The organism is Thalassospira sp. GO-4 (assembly GCF_023588965.1).
In the GTDB taxonomy this organism is placed as follows: domain Bacteria; phylum Pseudomonadota; class Alphaproteobacteria; order Rhodospirillales; family Thalassospiraceae; genus Thalassospira; species Thalassospira povalilytica.
In genome coordinates, this window is record NZ_CP097807.1 from 730,652 (window position 1) to 748,609 (window position 17,958).

Annotated in this window: 16 protein-coding genes; 6 read left to right on the plus strand and 10 right to left on the minus strand. The window is 53.2% G+C overall.

All coding sequences use genetic code 11. From position 1 onward, the window contains the following. Positions 1-10: 10 nt before the first annotated feature. From M9H61_RS03510 to M9H61_RS03525, 4 genes are all read right to left on the minus strand, one after another. Positions 11-1,114, minus strand: a complete 1,104-nt coding sequence (locus M9H61_RS03510) for an amino acid ABC transporter permease (protein ID WP_101246139.1) — start codon at positions 1,112-1,114, stop codon at positions 11-13. A gap of 1 nt (position 1,115) precedes the next feature. Then, positions 1,116-2,312, minus strand: a complete 1,197-nt coding sequence (locus M9H61_RS03515) for an amino acid ABC transporter permease (RefSeq protein ID WP_068519177.1) — start codon at positions 2,310-2,312, stop codon at positions 1,116-1,118. A gap of 117 nt (positions 2,313-2,429) precedes the next feature. Beyond that, positions 2,430-3,452, minus strand: a complete 1,023-nt coding sequence (locus M9H61_RS03520) for an amino acid ABC transporter substrate-binding protein (RefSeq protein ID WP_068519176.1) — start codon at positions 3,450-3,452, stop codon at positions 2,430-2,432. 494 nt (positions 3,453-3,946) lie between these two features. Continuing rightward, on the minus strand, positions 3,947-5,899 hold the full coding sequence (locus tag M9H61_RS03525; RefSeq protein ID WP_250283417.1) for an acetoacetate--CoA ligase: 1,953 nt from the start codon (positions 5,897-5,899) through the stop codon (positions 3,947-3,949). Between the two features lie 418 nt (positions 5,900-6,317). Between M9H61_RS03525 and moaB the strand changes: the two genes are divergently transcribed. The 4 genes from moaB (at position 6,318) to M9H61_RS03545 (ending at position 9,520) form a co-directional block, all read left to right on the plus strand. Then, positions 6,318-6,848: a molybdenum cofactor biosynthesis protein B gene (gene moaB, locus M9H61_RS03530; RefSeq protein WP_250283418.1), complete on the plus strand. Its 531-nt coding sequence runs from the start codon at positions 6,318-6,320 to the stop codon at positions 6,846-6,848. Between the two features lie 77 nt (positions 6,849-6,925). Further along, positions 6,926-7,693, plus strand: coding sequence for a sulfite exporter TauE/SafE family protein (locus tag M9H61_RS03535; protein WP_068519173.1), 768 nt, complete (start codon positions 6,926-6,928; stop codon positions 7,691-7,693). A 182-nt stretch (positions 7,694-7,875) separates the two neighbouring features. Beyond that, on the plus strand, positions 7,876-8,688 hold the full coding sequence (locus M9H61_RS03540) for a hypothetical protein (RefSeq protein ID WP_068519172.1): 813 nt from the start codon (positions 7,876-7,878) through the stop codon (positions 8,686-8,688). 70 nt (positions 8,689-8,758) lie between these two features. After that, a complete protein-coding gene (locus M9H61_RS03545; protein WP_250283420.1) occupies positions 8,759-9,520 on the plus strand; it encodes an IclR family transcriptional regulator in 762 nt (253 codons plus the stop codon). A gap of 26 nt (positions 9,521-9,546) precedes the next feature. On the opposite strand, the gene M9H61_RS03550 is transcribed toward M9H61_RS03545, so the two are convergent. Both M9H61_RS03550 and msrA read right to left on the minus strand, forming a co-directional pair. Continuing rightward, complete coding sequence (locus tag M9H61_RS03550) at positions 9,547-10,992, minus strand: diguanylate cyclase domain-containing protein (protein WP_250283423.1); 1,446 nt, start codon at positions 10,990-10,992, stop codon at positions 9,547-9,549. 129 nt (positions 10,993-11,121) lie between these two features. Beyond that, the gene (gene msrA, locus M9H61_RS03555; RefSeq protein ID WP_250283425.1) at positions 11,122-11,766 is read right to left on the minus strand and encodes a peptide-methionine (S)-S-oxide reductase MsrA; all 645 of its coding nucleotides are present in this window, start codon (positions 11,764-11,766) and stop codon (positions 11,122-11,124) included. A gap of 243 nt (positions 11,767-12,009) precedes the next feature. Here msrA and M9H61_RS03560 point away from each other — a divergent pair, with 243 nt between their 5' ends. Beyond that, a complete protein-coding gene (locus tag M9H61_RS03560; RefSeq protein ID WP_220153931.1) occupies positions 12,010-12,237 on the plus strand; it encodes a hypothetical protein in 228 nt (75 codons plus the stop codon). A gap of 69 nt (positions 12,238-12,306) precedes the next feature. On the opposite strand, the gene M9H61_RS03565 is transcribed toward M9H61_RS03560, so the two are convergent. The 3 genes from M9H61_RS03565 to M9H61_RS03575 all read right to left on the minus strand — a co-directional run bounded on the left by M9H61_RS03565 (position 12,307) and on the right by M9H61_RS03575 (position 14,878). Then, positions 12,307-13,722: an SPOR domain-containing protein gene (locus M9H61_RS03565; protein ID WP_250283427.1), complete on the minus strand. Its 1,416-nt coding sequence runs from the start codon at positions 13,720-13,722 to the stop codon at positions 12,307-12,309. A gap of 168 nt (positions 13,723-13,890) precedes the next feature. Further along, positions 13,891-14,280, minus strand: coding sequence for a hypothetical protein (locus tag M9H61_RS03570; RefSeq protein ID WP_250283430.1), 390 nt, complete (start codon positions 14,278-14,280; stop codon positions 13,891-13,893). Positions 14,281-14,413: 133 nt separating this feature from the next. After that, entirely contained in the window at positions 14,414-14,878 is a 465-nt protein-coding gene (locus tag M9H61_RS03575; RefSeq protein ID WP_250283432.1) for a lipopolysaccharide assembly protein LapB, read from the minus strand. Between the two features lie 126 nt (positions 14,879-15,004). Between M9H61_RS03575 and M9H61_RS03580 the strand changes: the two genes are divergently transcribed. Beyond that, positions 15,005-15,739 (plus strand): DUF4126 domain-containing protein, encoded by a 735-nt coding sequence (locus M9H61_RS03580; RefSeq protein WP_250283435.1) that lies wholly within the window; start codon positions 15,005-15,007, stop codon positions 15,737-15,739. Between the two features lie 84 nt (positions 15,740-15,823). On the opposite strand, the gene thrS is transcribed toward M9H61_RS03580, so the two are convergent. Then, the gene (gene thrS / locus M9H61_RS03585; RefSeq protein WP_250283437.1) at positions 15,824-17,761 is read right to left on the minus strand and encodes a threonine--tRNA ligase; all 1,938 of its coding nucleotides are present in this window, start codon (positions 17,759-17,761) and stop codon (positions 15,824-15,826) included. Positions 17,762-17,958 lie beyond the last annotated feature (197 nt).

Sequence of the window (17,958 nt, forward strand, 5' to 3'; positions counted from 1 at the left end):
TCCTCACTCCTTACCTGCGTTCGCCTTTGCGAAGCTCTTTTTCAAGATAGGCGGAATATTTCGCCATCGAGAAACAGATCAGGAAGAAAATTGCCGCGGCGAAGGCATAACCTTCGACGTAATACTTGGTCCAGGCCGGGTCACTGCGCAGTGCCAGCTTCACGGTGCCAAGGAAGTCAAACAGGCCGATAATCACGACCAGCGTGGTATCCTTGAACATCGAGATGAAGCTGTTCACGGTTGGCGGAATAACCAGACGCAGTGCCTGCGGCAGGATGATCAGGCGCATGGACTGCCAATAGGACAGTGCAAGGCTGTCACCTGCTTCAAACTGGCCACGCGGAACGGCCTGCAAACCGCCACGGAATACCTCGGCAAGGTAGGCGGCGGTAAACAGGATGATACCGATCTGTGCACGCAGCAACTTGTCGATGGTAACCCCATCGGGCAGGAACAGCGGGAACATGACCGATGCCATGAACAGAACCGTAATCAGCGGCACACCACGAATGACTTCGATATAGACCACGGACATGGTTTTGATGGCCGGCATGTGCGACTGGCGACCCAGTGCAAGAAGCAAACCGAACGGAAAGGCAAAGATCACACCGATCGATGACAGGATCAGGGTCAGCGGCAGGCCGCCCCAATAGCTGTTCTGGACATAGGTAAGACCCAGAACACCGCCCCACATCAGAATGGCAATGATCGGTACACCGATCACCCACATCGGAATGATCGCCTTGCGCAGGCCGGGATACTTAACCGCGCCAAGGCTGCCGCAGATGATGCCCATCAAAATGATCATGGCCAGCAGCGGACGCCACTGTTCATCATACGGATAGGTGCCAAACAGGATCAGCCGCAAGTTGGCATTCACAAAGCCCCAGCAGGCGCCGCTGACTTCTTTACAGCCCTCGATGGTTGGTTCCAGGGTTGCGTTGACAATGCCCCATTCAATGATCGGCGGGATCAACCACAGCAGAAAGGCGATGGCGCCAATCGTCAGGATGGAATTGAACCAGCCGTCAAACAGGTTCTTCTTCGACCAGGAAACTGCACGTTCGGCAAAGGTGCCGGTAGGAAGAGGAGGTGATTTTGCGTTATCGGACATATTACCTCTCCACCAGTGCCATTTTCTTGTTGAACCAGTTCATAAAGAGCGAGGTCAACAAGGACAAACCAAGATAGATCGACATGAAGATCGAGATGGCCTCGATCGCCTGACCTGTCTGGTTCATGGTCGTGTTGGAAACAGAAACCAGATCCGGATAACCAACCGCAACCGCAAGCGAGCTGTTTTTGGTCAGGTTCAGATACTGGTTGGTGAGCGGCGGGATCGCAACGCGCATGGATTGCGGCAGGATCACTTTGCGAAGGGCGACAGAACGCTTGATGCCAAGACTGTCGGCCGCTTCCCACTGGCCACTCGGAACAGCCTGGATACCGGAACGGACAACCTCGGCAACATAGGTCGAGGTATAGACAGTCAGGCCGATCAGAACCGCCAGGAATTCCGGCGAAATGTTATAACCGCCACGAATGTTGAAGCCTTTGAGTTCCGGCATGCTCATTTCGGTTGGTGCACCACCTGCCAGATAGGCAAGCAAGACAAGACCGACAAAAATGCCAAGACCGGTCAGGAACATCGGGAATGGTTGCCCGGTTGCATCCTGACGTTTCTTCGCCCAGCGTTTGATGAAGAAGATCGCAACAAGTGCGATAATCGCGGCAATTCCCATCAGGGTATAGGCCGTATCAGCCACCGGAACCGGCATATACATGCCGCGCGACGTGAAAAGCACACCCGGAAGAGGTTCCAGCGCATCACGCGGGTGGGGGAACGCCCCGGGGATCAGCGCGTACCAGAAGAACAGCTGAAGCAGGACCGGGATGTTACGGAAGGTTTCAACGTAAACCGTTGCCAGTTTCCGTACGATCCAGTTTGACGACAGGCGTGCGACGCCAAAAATCGTCCCAATGATCGTGCAAAGAACGATGCCAAGCACCGAGACCTTTACGGTGTTGAGAAGACCGACGACCAGTGCTGTCGCGTAATTGCTTTTGGCACTGTAATCAATCATGGTCTCGCTGATCTCGAAGGATGCTTCAAGATCAAGGAACCCGTAGCCGGTAGAGATGTTCTGCTGCGCGAGGTTGTACAGGGTGTTCGACACCAGGTACCAACCAGCCAGAATGATAAGACCGATCGCGACGATCTGGTAAAGCACGGCGCGAACGTTCTCGTCATTCAGGTAATCGACGAGGCTCTTGGAGCGAACATCCCCCTGGGCATTTTGAGGCTTACTCATATGACCCTCAGGTGTAGATTGTATCCAAAATCAGTAGCCACCTAACGAAAAGCTCCGCCCATGCGTTCAGGCAGTGGGGCGGAGCTTCGTAGGTTTTAGCGTACGGTTGCTATCGTATTAGCGAACCGGCCATGCGTACTGCAGGCCACCATCGGTCCACAGAGCGTTCAGACCACGCTCGAGGCCAAGCTTGGCGGTAACGTTTTTCTCGTAGCTTTCGCCGTAGTTACCAACGTTCTTGATGATGCGGTAAGCCCACTCTTCGTCAAGACCAAGAGCTTCGCCCATGCCCGGCGATACGCCCAGCAGACGCTGGATGCCCGGGTTGGTGCTGTTTGCTTTCATGTCGTCAACATTTTCCATGGTGACGCCAAGCTCTTCTGCTTCGACCATTGCGGTCAGCGCCCAACGAGCTACGTCCGACCACTGTTCGTCACCCTGGGCGACAACCGGGCCAAGCGGCTCTTTGGAGATGATTTCCGGAAGGATCATGTAATCATCCGGGTTTTCCGCCATGGTGGTGCGGATCGAAGCAAGACCCGAAGCATCCGTGGTGTAAACGTCGCAACGGCCCGAGAAGAAGGCTGCGGTTGCTTCGTTGATGTTTTCGATAACGACCGGCTCGAAGCTCATGCCTTTCGCGCGGAAGTAATCAGCCAGGTTCAGCTCGGTCGTGGTGCCCGGCTCAACGCAGACGGTTGCGCCGTCAAGCTCGGTCGCGCTTTTAACGCCAAGAGCTTTCGGAATCAGGAAGCCCTGACCGTCATAGTAGTTGATGCCGACAAAGGTCAGACCCAGTTTCGCGTCACGAGTGGTGGTTGCCGTGGTGTTACGCGACAGAATGTCGATTTCACCAGACTGCAGAGCGGTGAAACGCTGTGCGGCGGTCAGCGGGGTGTACTGAACGCTGTTTGCGTCACCGAGAACTGCTGCTGCAATTGCACGGCAAACATCAACGTCAATGCCTTCCCACTTACCTTCGGCATTGGCAGCGGAGAAACCCGGAAGACCGGTGTTCACGCCACACTGAACGAAACCTTTGGCCTTAATGCCGTCAAGCACGGCACCAGCCTGTGCATTCTGCGCGGCAACGGCTGCAACGGTCATTGCGCCTGCGGCAAGGATCGTTTTGATTTTCATAGATGAGCTCCCTTATTAGCAAAGCATTGTTTTTAGCTTTTGTACCACCCTGGATACGCGATGTAGCATATCCATCTATCCAAATAGATTGGATTGCCAAATTAAGAAATTTTAGGCCGCTATGTGTCAAGTGCGAAAAATTTTATACTGGTCGGGCCAAAGCCGATTTGGTCGGAAAATCGCCGGTTTTTGGCTGTTGGTCGCGGTATGAATGTTTGAACTTCTATAAATGGCGAATTGAGAAATATCTGTTATATCAGTAATTTAACGGATGAATTGACAGTGCGTGGGGATGCTTTTGCAGATTGCACGAACTTTTTTCGCGCAGAATGAACATCTGTTCAAAAAAAGGTCAATATTTCACCCTGTGTAAAAATGATGCACTTCGCGGTGCGGAATCGGACGGGAATGACTCCGGCTTCTTTCCGCCGGGCCCGCGTGACGCCGCAAAAGAAAAACACCTCCTGACCGGATGATCAGGAGGTGTTGTGTGATTATTTCTTAAGTTCACCAAGATTGGAGAACAGCTCCAGCGCTGTGGGATTTGCTAGAGCTTCCTGATTTTTGACCGGGCGCCCGTGAACCACATCACGTACCGCAAGTTCGGTGATCTTGCCCGATTTGGTGCGTGGGATATCGGCAACGGCAATCACCTTTGCCGGAACATGGCGCGGGGTGCAGTTGTTGCGGATCTGCTTTTTGATCTTGTCGATCAGAGCTGCATCCAATTCGTAATTATCGCGCAGCACAACAAACAGAATGACCCTTACGTCATTATCCCAGTCCTGACCGATGACAATCGATTCCTGAATCTCAGGAAGCTTTTCGACTTGGCGATAGATTTCGGCTGTACCGATACGCACACCACCCGGATTTAGCGTCGCGTCCGAGCGGCCATAGATAACCATGCCGCCTTCGTCGTCGAGTTCGACATAATCGCCATGGCACCAGATATTCTCGAACCGGTCAAAATAAGCGGCATGATACCGTGATCCGTCCGGATCGTTCCAGAAGCCGACCGGCATGGACGGGAAGGGCTTGGTGCAGACCAGTTCGCCTTTCTCGTTGCGAACGGCTTTGCCGTCATCGTTAAAGACGTCCACAGCAACCCCAAGCGCACGGGTCTGGATGACGCCGCGTTTGACCGGCAGAACCGGTGATGCCAGCACGAAGCAGCCAAGGATGTCGGTGCCCCCCGAAATTGATGCCAGATGAATGTCTTCCTTGATGTCACGGTAAACGTAATCAAAGCTTTCGGGTGCCAGCGGCGAGCCTGTCGATGTCATCGCACGTACGGTTGACAGATCGTGGGTCGCACGCGGTTTGAGTTCCGCCTTCGCCAAGGCATCAATATATTTGGCAGATGTCCCGAACAGGGTCATGCCTTCTGCATCGGCATAGTCAAACAGGATGTTGCCGCTGGGATAGAAGGGCGATCCATCATACAGCAGCAGCGTTGCCCCGGCAGCCAGACCGGCCATCAGCCAGTTCCACATCATCCAGCCGCAGGTGGTGAAATAGAATACCCGATCGCCCGGTGCCACGTCACAATGCAGGACATGTTCCGAGACCTGTTTCAACAAGGTCCCGCCGGTGCCATGGACAATGCATTTCGGTTTGCCCGTTGTTCCCGACGAGAACATGACATAAAGCGGATGATTGAATTCAACCTGTTCAAAGGTGATCTTTGCGCTTTCGAACGGGGCGATGAAATCATCATAGGTAACCGCGTTGCGAATGCCGGTGCTGTCAGTGCCATCAAAGGCATATTTGACGATGACGACCTTTTTCAGGCTGTCGATCCGGTCAACAACATCGCGGACCTTTTCGCGGATGTCATGCTGTTTGCCATTATAATGGTATCCATCGACCGTAATCATCACAGTCGGTTCGATCTGGCCGAAGCGATCAACAACGCCCTGGACGCCAAAATCGGGGGAGGCGGAAGACCAGGTTGCCCCGATGGCGGCCGTTGCAAGCAGCGCGATCACGGTTTCACCCATATTGGGCATATAGCCGCAGACGCGATCGCCTTTGCCGACGCCTTCGGCGCGCAGGGCCTGTGAAAAGCGCGATACGGCGATGTTGAGTTCCGCCCATGACAGTCGTGTTTTCACCTTGTCCTCGCCCCAGAAAACCAGGGCATCGGTATTGTCATCGCGAACCAGAAGGTTTTCCGCAAAATTCAGGCGTGCATCGGGGAAAAACTGTGCGCCGGGCATTTTATTGCCGTCAATCAGGACGCGCTCACCCCAGGTTTCAGCTTTAAGATCAGTATATTCAATCAGCGCAGGCCAGAACTTTTCAGCCTGATCCACAGACCAGTCATACAGCGCCGTGAAGCTTTGGAGATCCAGACCGTGTTTATCGTTAACCCAGCGGCGAAAGCTGGTGACATTTGCGTTTTCAACGCGTTCCGTCGTCGGTTTCCAAAGCACGTCGCTCATGATGGGGCCTCTGTTTCCTGCCTGTTTGTGATTGTTTGATAGCGTCCAAATGGGGCGCTAATTTGGTATCTTCATACCGTTTTTCTACGGTGAAAAATGTCGGGCGGCAAGCAGAGTAACGTCGATGTCCAATATTGGTAATACCAATTGTGTCAAAAATCCTGCGGTATAAGATTGAGATATGTTGATAATAAATTGATAAATAATGACGTATTTTAAAATCATCAGCTGTAAAAAATCTTTGCCGGGATTGGTGGTTATTTGCGCGGTTTGCTAATTAAATGACAAAAAACAATGTGATTTTGGTCGATCATGATTCGGCGCACGTAATCAAAATGACGGTTATTGTGAAAAGGCTTGCACATCAAATGCGGCGTACTAGTTTGATCTAGCCACAAAAAAAAGTCGGGAGGTCAGTTTGGCCGGGATAGATGAAAGCAAGCCGTTTGTATCGATCAACATCGCCGTCTTAACGGTCAGTGATACGCGAACGGCCGCGAATGACACATCGGGTGATGTTCTTGTCAGTCGCATCGAAGAAAACGGTCATCGCGTGTTTGATCGGAAAATCTTGCCAGACGATCAGGGCGCATTGCGTGACCAATTGGCAAACTGGTGCGAGAACCCGGAAATTGATGTGATCATCACGACGGGTGGCACGGGTGTCACCGGGCGTGACGTTACGGTCGAAGCCCATCGTGCCCTTTACGAAAAGGAAATCCCGGGTTTCGGGGAACTGTTCCGCTGGATTTCGTTCCAGAAGATCGGGACATCAACCGTGCAATCCCGGGCAACAGCCGGGGTGTGCAAGGGCACCTATATGTTCGCGCTGCCGGGATCGACCGGTGCTTGTAAGGATGCGTGGGATGAAATCCTGACCTATCAACTCGATATTCGCCATCGCCCCTGCAATTTCGTCGAATTGATGCCGCGCCTTACCGAACGTTGAAGATCGCGCCACATGGGCTGCTTAACGGCCCTTGGTAATCTTTTCATCACTGACCTAACCTGTCTCAGGGAAATTCCATGGATTTCATCACAGATCCGTTCTTTTATGCGGTCGCAGTGCCGGCTGTTCTGATTGCCGGGGTCTCAAAAAGCGGATTTGGTGGCGGGTTGGGGGTGATCGCCGTGCCATTGATGGCATTGGCCGTATCGCCACAAGCCGCAGCAGCAATCATGTTGCCGATCCTGTGTTTGATGGATGTTGCCAATGTCTGGGCCTATCGCAACCGATGGGACCGGCGCAACATGCTTATTCTGGTGCCCGCAGCACTTGTCGGGATCCTGGTTGGTGTCTTGACCTTCAGTTATCTGAGTGTGGCGGCTGTCAAACTGATCATCGCACTTATTGCCATTGTCTTTACCCTTGATCACTGGCTGCGTGGCAAGAAAGCAGGCGACACGCCAAAAGAAGCAACCTGGGGAAAAGGATCGGTCCTGGGGAGCCTTGCGGGGTTCACAAGCTTTGTCGCCCACGCGGGCGGACCGCCGGTTTCGGTCTTTTTGTTGCCGCAGCGGATGGACAAGTCGATTTTTGTCGGCACCACGGTGATGTTTTTCATCGTCGTCAATTACGTCAAACTCGTACCATACTGGTTCCTTGGCCAGTTCAGCAGTGCAAACCTTGGAACGTCAGCCGTGCTGATACCTGTTGCATTGTTCGGCACCTGGGTGGGGCTGTGGGCGCATGACAAGGTGAATGTCGTGCTGTTTTACAGGGTTTGTTACGCATTGCTGTTCCTGACCGGGATCAAGCTGCTTTGGGATGCGGTCGTTCTGTTTTCGGCGTGATGTATCGATCACCGATGTATGACTTGAAATATTGCGGGCATCGATCGCGATGTCCGCATTTTTAATGGGCGGACCATTGCAAAGTGGTTCATGCTTGCCCGCGTTAGGCAAACCATATAGCGATACAGTCAATTTGTTGATAAATTGTCATTAAGTGACCTTTGTGCGCGAGGTGCCCGAACGTGGAACTGATACTGGCCAAACTGAGTGTCTCGGTTGGAATGGTTCTTGGTCTGTCCTTTCTGGCAGAACGCGCAGGCCCGCGTGCCGCAGGTATCCTGTCGGGTTATCCGTTGGGGACGGCAATTTTGCTTTATTTCATCGCAGTAGAGCAGGGCATTGCCTTTGCCAGTGAAAGTGCCGTCTATGCGATGCCGGGTCTGATTGCCACGCTGGCATTTCTGTATGGCTATTTTCACGCATCATGTCGTTTGGTGCGTTTGCCGGTGATCCCGCAGATTGTACTAAGTTCGCTTGCGGCCTTTGCTGTGTATCTTGCGGTGTCGTGGTTGTTCCAATTGACATCAATGACCCTGACGCAGGCTGCGATCATTTTGCTGTTTGCGATTTTTGCCGCTCTCGTCCTGTTTCGGAAAATCGAGAATGTCAAAATTCTCAACCGGGTGCGGGTTACCAAACGCGTAATCCTGTTCCGGGCCGGACTGGCGTCGGTGATCGTGCTGATTATCAGTGGTCTGGCGGCGTGGATTGGCCCACGGTGGTCAGGGTTGCTTTCGGGTTTTCCGGTTGCGCTTTATCCGACAATGATCATTTTGCATTTCAGTTACGGGGCGGCACCTGTTCATACACTGGTGCGGAATTTCCCGCGCGGCATGGGGGCACTTTGGACATATATCCTGGCCGTATCGCTGAGCTATCCTGTGCTTGGGCTGAATGTCGGGACGCTGGTTTCGTTTGCAGCAGCAACGGTTTACCTCGTTACATATTCCACTTTCGTTTGGATGAAGCAAAAGTCCGTGCGCCCATTAGAATGATCCCATAATATCACTGGCAATGGTGAAATAACGGTCCGTTAAACGGACCAGTTCAGGGAGACGTATCTGCATGCAGCAGGTTCAATCACTGGTCAGGGCGTTAAGCATCCTTAATGCGCTTGCAGAAAGCGATGATGGCATGACGCTGACCGAAATTGCGCAACAGGTGAAGTTGCCTCCATCAACCGCCCACAGGTTGCTGACGACCATGCAACACGAACGCTATGTGTCGTTTGATGGTGAACGGACATTGTGGTTTGTCGGTGTTCAGGCCTTCAGTGTGGGGAATGCATTCACGAAAAACCGCAATCTGAGCCAGATTGCCCGTCCCTATATGCGGGCATTGATGGAAGATAGCGGTGAAACAGTTAATCTGGCCGTGGCCGACGGTGGGGAAGTCATTTTCCTGTCACAGGTCGAATGCCGCAAAATGATGCGCGCACTGGTCACGCCGGGACGCCGCGCATTGATGCATTGTTCCGGTGTTGGCAAGGCGCTGTTGGCGTTCCTGCCGGAATCCGAACTGAAATCCGTTGTCGCCAAGCACGGATTGCCAAAAATCACGGAACGGACACTGGTTTCGACCGGTGCACTTGAAAAGGATCTGGAACGCGCCCGGCAGCGCGGCTATGCCCTTGATGACGAGGAACATGCCGTTGGCCTGCGATGTGTCGCAGGGGTGGTTCGCGATGAAACCGGAAGTCCGATCGCAGCCCTTTCCCTGTCAGGGCCGGCTGCACGTATTCCAAACGATCACATCGAACAACTTGGGCTTAAGGTTCGGCGTGTTTGTGCCGATCTCAGCCGTGAATATGGCGGGAAGCCGGTATAAACCGGCAAACCCCGCCGAATATTCAACTATTCGGTACGTGAACGATTGTTTGTCGCAAAGCGGAAGGTGTTCCTTCCGCTTTTTTTCGCGGCATACATCGCATCATCCGCCGCCGCAATCAATTCGTCGACGGTTTCGCCGTGATCGGGATAAAGCGCGATGCCAATGGATGCTGTCACCGTATAGGGTGAGAGGTCATCACCAAATTCAATGGCGCTGCCCGATAGGGCAGTTTGCAGTTTGCGCGCAACAAGTTCGGCGTCTTCGGGCGTCTCGGTGCCGGGCAGAATAATGGTGAATTCATCACCGCCAATGCGGGCAACAGTATCGACATTGCGCAATGTGCCGGTCAGTCGTTTGGCAATTTCATCAAGTGCCTTGTCGCCTGTGGAATGGCCACCGGTATCATTCAGCGACTTGAACTCGTCAATATCGATGAACATCAGGGCAAAGCATTCGCGCCGTCGCTTTGACAGTTTGATCGCAAAGTTCAGCCGGTCCATGAACAAATAGCGGTTCGGAAGCGATGTCAGCGCATCATGATTGGCCTGGAAACGAATTTGTTCCTCTGTGAATTTGCGATCCGAGATATTGGTAAAGCTGGTCAGCCGCAAAGTCTGGCCTTGGACAACGACGTTTCTGCCATTGATTTCACAGGGAAACTTGCTGCCATCCTTGCAAACAGCAATCGCCTCGTAAGGTTTGTCATATCCCGAGCGGATATTGGCCATGACAAGCGGCAAGGTTTCGCTTGAGATAATGTCCGCTGCACTCAGCAACAGAAGTTCGGAACGATCATAACCGAACATGCGTTCGGCGGCATTATTGGTATCGATGCATTTCCCGCCATCATGCAGAAAAATTGCTTCGTTGCTAAGGGTTTCAAGGATCTTGAGCCGTTCTTCGCTTTCCTGGCGGCGGTTGCGCTCTTCGACCAGTTCGGTGATGTCCCAGATGATGCAATCGATCTGACAATCCGGGGTGATCGGCGGTAAAGCACGCATTTGAATGCGCACCCAGCGTTGTTCACCGTGATTGGTCTTTACAGACATTTCGGTCGTTTGAATTTCGCCTTTGGCCTCGATTGCGGCCTGGCGAAGGTTCATCAGGGCTTCATGATCAAAAATCTGGTTGCGCAAGCTGTCCGTAATCGATGCACCGGCCCAGTCAAGACCCTGGTCCGATGCAAATTCGATCTTGCCGAACTCATCAATGCGGAACACCAGCCCGGGCAGGCGGGCAAAGAACCGCTGCCGTGATTTGGCGTTTCGGCGCACCATGAAATGCACGATCGCAAGCAATCCGGCAACGGACAGGAAAAAGACAAGTGATGTCGAAAGCGGGTGGAATGTCGCGTCACTATCGGTCAGGGCAAGGGCATATTCTATGCCGCCGCATAACCAAAGTCCCAGTAGCCACCAGGATATATGCAGGCCGATAAAGTATCGGTCTTTCAAAAACGGACCCGGCATATCTCTTTGTATATCCTTTGCCTACCAATCAAGCCAAAGAATATACCGGTCATGAAATATGACAAGCATCTGATTTGTCGATAGCCGACGCGATGCGGTCCGTTTTTGAAGACAGGTCAAATTCGGCTTTTACATACCGGGGCAGGAAACCCCGGTGCCGCCCAGTCCGCAATATCCATCAGGATTTTTGTGCAGATACTGCTGATGGAAATCTTCGGCGTAATAGAATGTCGGCGCATCGGAAATTTCGGTGGTGATCCCGCCCTGACCAGCGGTATCAAGGGCTGCGTGATATGCATCGCGCGATGCAATTGCCGCTGCTTTTTGATCGGGGTTGGTCGTGTAGATCACTGAACGATACTGTGTGCCGATGTCATTGCCCTGACGCATGCCCTGGGTCGGGTCATGATTTTCCCAAAACAGCTTCAGCAGTTTCTGATAGGAAATCACAGCCGGGTCGAAAACAACCATTACAACTTCGGCATGGCCGGTCATGCCACTACACACTTCGCGGTATGTCGGATTGCGGGTATAGCCGCCGGCATAGCCAACAGTGGTGGTCCAGACGCCGTCCGCTTTCCAGAACAGGCGCTCGGCCCCCCAAAAACATCCCATGCCAAAGACAGCAACTGCGAGATTGTCGGGGAAGGGACCCACCATCGGGTTTCCGGTCACAACGTTACGTTCTGCGACGGCAATGGCATCGTCGCGACCGGGCAATGCGGTATCTGCGGATGGCATTTGTGCCTTGTCTGTTTTAAGGGCGGAAAGCATGTCTTTCACCTGATGAGTTTGGAATTTCTGACTGCAATGTAACCCAGTGCACGACAATAGCAATTCCCCTGTTGATCAAATGTCTTTGAACATTCTTTTGGTGGGGCACGACAGGCCATAGATAATGCGCGCAACAAAGCGGTTGTCGGGAAACAAGGTTTCGTCGTGCGCAGACTGTCGAATTTGAAATCAATGGCTTTGATCCTGATCGGGGGGCTTTGTTTGTTGATCGGATTGGTGTTTTTGCCATTGCCGCCGCCATTTTTCGGCATGGTGTTCATTGCGCTGGGCCTGCCATTGCTGGCGGCCGGTTCAAAACGAACCCGCCGCCTGATCCAGCATCTGCGATGGCGGTATTATCGACATAATGCAAAAATCGAATATCTGCTGGCGCGCTTGCCGGGCTTTTTACGCCGTCACGGCCACAAGACGCGGCCAGATGTGCTGGTGCGACTCAATAAAAAGCGTTAGGCAAGGTTTGGCCGTTGATTGTTAAGCGTGCGGCTATCTCAGCCATGCGGTCAAAGCAGGCCCGGGTACTCAGCGTTCCACACGGCGGATCAGGCAATCAACGCCGGCTGATTTAAGCTGGTTACAGGCTTGGGCGGCCTCTGACTGACGCGCATATGTTCCGGTCAGAAGACGGAAAAACAAACCCTTGCCCTCGATTGCGATACTGACAACCTCATGATCGGCGTTTGTCAGCATTCCCCGAGATGAATTCTGAAATTTCGGCCAAGCATCTTCGGCACGACCGCGCGACCGGTATGCTGCCAACTGAACAGCATAATAGGGGGCTGACCGGGTTTCAGACGAGGCCGCCGGTGCAGATGTCCGAGCGGGAGCAGGTGCGGTTTTTTCCGCAACACTTGGTGTGCTGCGCGGCGCGGGCGCCGACGCCGGCGTGGATTGCGATGCCATCGGCAGTTCGATCATCGTGCTTGATGGTTCGCGATCAATGATTTCGAGTTCCCCTTGCTCAACCGGTCGGGAATTGGTGGCAACAACCGCACCCTGATGGTCGACATCGGCCGCTGTTCCGGCGATTGTCGGTGCCTCGGTCACCGGTGCTTTTGCTGCTTTGGAGGCTGCCGCAGGCATCTGTTCCGCAACAGGTGCCGGTTGCGGGGGGATGACCGGAATAATCGTTGGCCGCGAAGCAGCTGTTGCCGGTACCGCCACGGTGCCCGGACTTGTCATCGCAGCCGATTGCGTTGATGTGGTTTGCGGTTGTGATACGCGGCGTTCAACCCGGGTGAGCTGGGCCGTGTTTTCACTGACCGGCATGTTCATGCGTTCGATCGGCTTGGTGCTGTCTTCGGGTTCGGCGGTTACAACGCCACCGGTTTCATAGAAACGACGATCACGCTCCACCTTGGGCGGATCGGGAAGATCAGGGCCCGGTGCGACAGTTGCGGCCGCGACGACCGATTCAATTTCGCTTGAACGGGCAAATTGCGGGGCAATTTCATCAAGTGCAACCAATCGACGCTGGGCGAGGGCGTTGACATTTCCGGTCAGCTTGATGCCCTGACCACAATCAAGATTGATTTTGTTTTCAGGCGGGGATGCTGTCAGCCAGACATACAATTTACGCGCATTTTCGTAATTGCCATTGATGTCATAGGCAATGGCCTGCATCAGGTTTTCTTGCGGGGTGCGCGTAAGCGAAATCTCGGTAGCAGCAATATGCGATACTTCGGCGGGCGTGGTCTTGCCGAAAAACAATCCGCATGCTGCACGGTTCAAGTCATTGCCGGTTTGCGGACTATCTGTCGCAGGGCCGTCAACCGATGATGGCTGCATTGCTGAGACATCGCTTGATGAAGATCCAAACCACAGCCCGGAAAAATCATCGGTGCTGCAGGCGCCAAGAAGCGGCAATAGTGCTGCGGCGGCAAACCAGCCCTTTTTAAGCGGGGCGTTCTTTTTTCTTGTCGCAGCTCTGATTTTCACGCTTCACCTGATGATCATATTATCAGCGTAAGTTATAGCCAGCAGGAAGGCCCTGAGCAACTGTTACAAGCCGCCCCGGTGCTGTCAAGCATCCAGAAAAATCAGAAGGATATGGCGCCCCATCTGTAAGATTGGGCTGATCTGCCTGCCGTAAGGCCGGTGGTGGTTCTATCGGGAAATCAGCGGGACCATGATGCCGATCAAAAGGACAAGCACGGTAATCGCAATAACGATGTTGATTACGCTTTTGGAGGCCTGGTTTGCTGTTTCGTGCGATATGCCGGGATTGGCCTTGCGCGCACGCGCGCCCGATCCCCCGGAACTGCCAGATGCACTTTCCGCCGTCAGGATTTTGATAACCTGTTTTTTGTCCTTGCGGCTGGCCTGGTCGTATTTGTTTTCGATAATCCGCACTTCGGTATTGTTCTTGTTTGTCAGAGCTTCTTTTGCCGAATTAAGCGCCGCCCCATAATCGGAGACCGTCTGCAAATCCATCTGCTGTCCGGTCGCACGGACGCAAACGACGGTGTAGCTTTTGCGCATAATTGCGTCAGACATATCTTTAATCACTCTTCAAACGTCAGCCTTGCGGCGACATATGACCTCTTCAGGCGCAAATAAAAAGATATCCTAACGAATAGGGCGGGCTATTTTTCCGAATGATGGTTGAAATGGCGGCGCAGAAATCCGATCAGTTGGCGATTTTGCCTGCCAGTTCCTTGTATTCTGCGCAATCTGTTCCGCAAATCTGTTCAAGTCTTGCCAGGTTTTCCTGTGCGAGTTCAGGCTTGCCGGTTTTAAGGAACAGCTCGCCCTGATATTCCAGCGCACCGACATGTTCCGGGTTGATCATAAGCGCGCGCTCATAATTTTGCTCGGCACTGTCATAGTCGCCCAGATTGCGCTGGCTATAGGCAAGGTAATTATACAGATCGGCATTATCCGGATCGTCTTTGAGCATGGTTTCGATCTTGTCGACGGCCATATCATACATGCCGGTATCGACCAGTTCGGAAACGGCAGACAAATCGGTGCCGTCAGACGTCCAGGTGTTTGAGCTTCCCATGGCAAGGGCGCTTGTGGTTGTCGCCCCGGTCAAAAACACAAACATCGCACATGACGAGATGATTTTAGGTGTTTTACCCTTGCGGTTCATCGTCATACCTTTCATTGATCAACATATGGCATCAACAGGTGCGTTGGGACGCGTCAGCTTGTGATTTATCACAATCACCGGGTTGTCGTAATCACTTGTTGGTGAAGAATATGTCAATGAAAGGGCGTGTCATTGGGAATTGTTGAAACACTTGCTCTGAGCATGGGCGGTGCTTGGGCCAGCGGCGTCAATCTGTACGGGACAGTGGTTGTTCTGGGGATGATGGATAATTTCGGCTTTATCGATCTTCCACCCGATTTACAGATTTTGGCCAGCTGGTGGGTTCTGGCAATTGCGATCTTCCTGTATCTGATCGAATTCGTTGCCGATAAAATTCCTGTTGTTGACAGTCTTTGGGACGCCCTGCACACCTTTATCCGCATTCCGGCCGGTGCCTTGCTGGCCGCCGGTGCCGTAAGCGGACTTGATCTTGGACTGGGGGATGAGGCCCAAACCGTGATCAGTCTTCTTGTCGGTGGAACCATCGCAGCCGGAAGCCATTTCACAAAGGCCGGAAGCCGTGCGGCGATCAATACGTCACCCGAACCAGTGACCAACAGCGTGGCGTCTGTGACCGAAGATATTGCCGTGTTCGGTGCCCTTTATACCGTGGTGTTCCATCCGGTTGTGTTCTTTGTGTTGCTGGCGGTTTTTGTATTGCTGTTGATCTGGCTGGTGCCAAAAATCTGGCGTTTCATTGGCGACGTATTTGGCAATGCGCGCCACCTGGCCGCCGCATACGGGCAGGCACGGGCCCATCATGGCGGCGCAAACAGTGGACAGTTCGGCAAAATCAGTTTGTCCGGCACCCGGGAAAACACCCAACTGCCCAAGAACGACCCGAAATTGCCACCACAATAAAGCGCCCGTCATCACCGGAACCAAAAAAGCCCGCAAGCATATGCCTGCGGGCTTTTTATTTGGTCGTTCGGGCAGAAACCGTTCCTAGAACTCCGCCTCGATCACGCGATCACGGATTTCAGCTGCCATCGCGTTGGCAAGTTCTTCAATCCCAAAGGTCTTCTGGTGTTTGAAGCCGATGCGGCGCACAGAAGCTGTTTTTTCTTCTGCTTCGCGTTTGCCAAGCGCCAGGATCATCGGAACCTTGGCATGGCTGTGTTCTCGGACCTTGTAGTTGATCTTCTCGTTGCGAAGATCGAGCTCAACATTAAGACCCTTGGCTTCAAGTGCAGCTTTGACTTCGTGGGCGTAATCATCGGCTTCGTTGGTGATCGAACAGATCACTGCATGAACCGGTGACAGCCACAGCGGCAGGCGACCGGCATAGTTTTCGATCAGAATGCCGATGAAGCGTTCAAGGGATCCAAGGATTGCACGGTGCAGCATGACCGGGCGATGCTTTTCGCCGTCTTCACCCATATAGGACGCATCAAGACGTTCCGGCAGAACAAAGTCGGCCTGAAGCGTGCCGCACTGCCAGTCACGACCGATGGCATCACGCAGAACAAATTCAAGCTTCGGTCCATAGAACGCGCCTTCGCCCGGGTTGATTTCAAGCGCAAGACCGGCTTCTTCGGCTGCTTCGCGAAGGGCGGCTTCTGCCTTGTCCCAGATTTCATCGGAACCGGCACGAACTTCCGGACGGTCCGAGAATTTGACAAGAATGTCGGTAAAGCCGAAATCCTTGTAAACGGACTTCAGAAGGTCACAGAAAATCTTGGTTTCCGAGACAATCTGATCTTCGGTACAGAAGATATGCGCGTCATCCTGAATGAACTGGCGTACACGCATGATGCCATGCAGGCCGCCGGACGGCTCGTTCCGGTGACAGCAACCGAATTCTGCCATACGCAGCGGCAAGTCACGATAAGACTTGCTGCCCAGACGGAAAATCTGAACATGGCACGGGCAGTTCATCGGCTTAAGGGCGAGTACCTTTTCGGGATCATCTTCATCCGGGGTGGTGGTGAACATGTTCTCGCGGAACTTTTCCCAGTGGCCGGATTTTTCCCAAAGCACACGGTCGACAAGCTGCGGCGTGCGCACTTCCTGATATCCTGCATCGTCAAGACGATCACGGATATAGTTTTCGACCTTGCGATAAAGCTTCAGCCCCTTGTCATGCCAGAAGACTGACCCTTGGGCCTCTTCCTGCATGTGGAACAGGTCCATTTCGCGGCCAAGGCGACGGTGGTCACGCTTTTCAGCTTCTTCAAGCATGTGCAGATACGCATCAAGGTCTTCCTTGCTTTCCCAGCAAGTGCCATAGATGCGCTGAAGCATCTCGTTATCCGAGTTGCCGCGCCAATAGGCACCGGCAACCTTCATCAGTTTGAAGGCTTTGCCGATTTTGCCGGTCGACGGTGCGTGCGGACCACGGCACAGATCAATGAAGTCACCCTGGCGATAGCAGGTGATCGTCTCGGTTTCCGGAAGATCACGGATGATCTCGGCTTTGTACTTTTCACCCTTATCAAGGAAGAACTTGATCGCCTCGTTACGATCCCAGACTTCGCGAACAATCGGTTCGTTCCGTTCGATGATCTTGTGCATCTGCTTTTCGATCTTGACCAGATCGTCGGGCGTGAACGGGGTCGCGCGTGCAAAGTCGTAATAGAAACCGTTTTCGATGGACGGGCCGATGGTGACCTGCGTGTCAGGATAAAGTTCCTGGACAGCTTCGGCCATCACATGGGCGCAGTCGTGACGGATCAGCGGCAGAACTTCGTCATGGCCCTTGGTCACGATTTCGATAGTCGCGTCAGTGTCAATCTCGCGCGAAAGGTCGCGTACTTCACCGTTAACGATGATGGCAAAGGATTTCTTTGCCAGCGAAGAACTGATGCTTTTTGCGACATCAAAACCCGATACAGGGCCGTCAAATTCGCGTACGGCGCCATCGGGAAGGGTCAGGGCAATCATGGTTGGCTCAACTCTGCTTTATCTGCGGGCATAATTCAGTAATGCACATATACGACCCGCATGTTTACGCGGGGTAAAGGCACAAGAAAAGGAATTTCAGGATGAGGTCAAGTTCGCTCTTTGAAAAAAGCGACTTTCGGGACAGCACAAATCACCGTGTCACCGCGATGGTGTCCGGAGATTGTGTTGGTGATCAA

Coding starts and splice junctions, on each gene's coding strand:
- M9H61_RS03525 (WP_250283417.1), bottom strand. CDS start 5,899: ATGAGCGACGTGCTTTGGAAACCGACGACGGAACGCGTTGAAAACGCA.
- M9H61_RS03545 (WP_250283420.1), top strand. CDS start 8,759: ATGCAGCAGGTTCAATCACTGGTCAGGGCGTTAAGCATCCTTAATGCG.
- M9H61_RS03575 (WP_250283432.1), bottom strand. CDS start 14,878: ATGAACCGCAAGGGTAAAACACCTAAAATCATCTCGTCATGTGCGATG.
- M9H61_RS03515 (WP_068519177.1), bottom strand. CDS start 2,312: ATGAGTAAGCCTCAAAATGCCCAGGGGGATGTTCGCTCCAAGAGCCTC.
- M9H61_RS03510 (WP_101246139.1), bottom strand. CDS start 1,114: ATGTCCGATAACGCAAAATCACCTCCTCTTCCTACCGGCACCTTTGCC.
- M9H61_RS03570 (WP_250283430.1), bottom strand. CDS start 14,280: ATGTCTGACGCAATTATGCGCAAAAGCTACACCGTCGTTTGCGTCCGT.
- M9H61_RS03520 (WP_068519176.1), bottom strand. CDS start 3,452: ATGAAAATCAAAACGATCCTTGCCGCAGGCGCAATGACCGTTGCAGCC.
- msrA (WP_250283425.1), bottom strand. CDS start 11,766: ATGCTTTCCGCCCTTAAAACAGACAAGGCACAAATGCCATCCGCAGAT.
- thrS (WP_250283437.1), bottom strand. CDS start 17,761: ATGATTGCCCTGACCCTTCCCGATGGCGCCGTACGCGAATTTGACGGC.
- M9H61_RS03550 (WP_250283423.1), bottom strand. CDS start 10,992: ATGCCGGGTCCGTTTTTGAAAGACCGATACTTTATCGGCCTGCATATA.
- M9H61_RS03535 (WP_068519173.1), top strand. CDS start 6,926: ATGGATTTCATCACAGATCCGTTCTTTTATGCGGTCGCAGTGCCGGCT.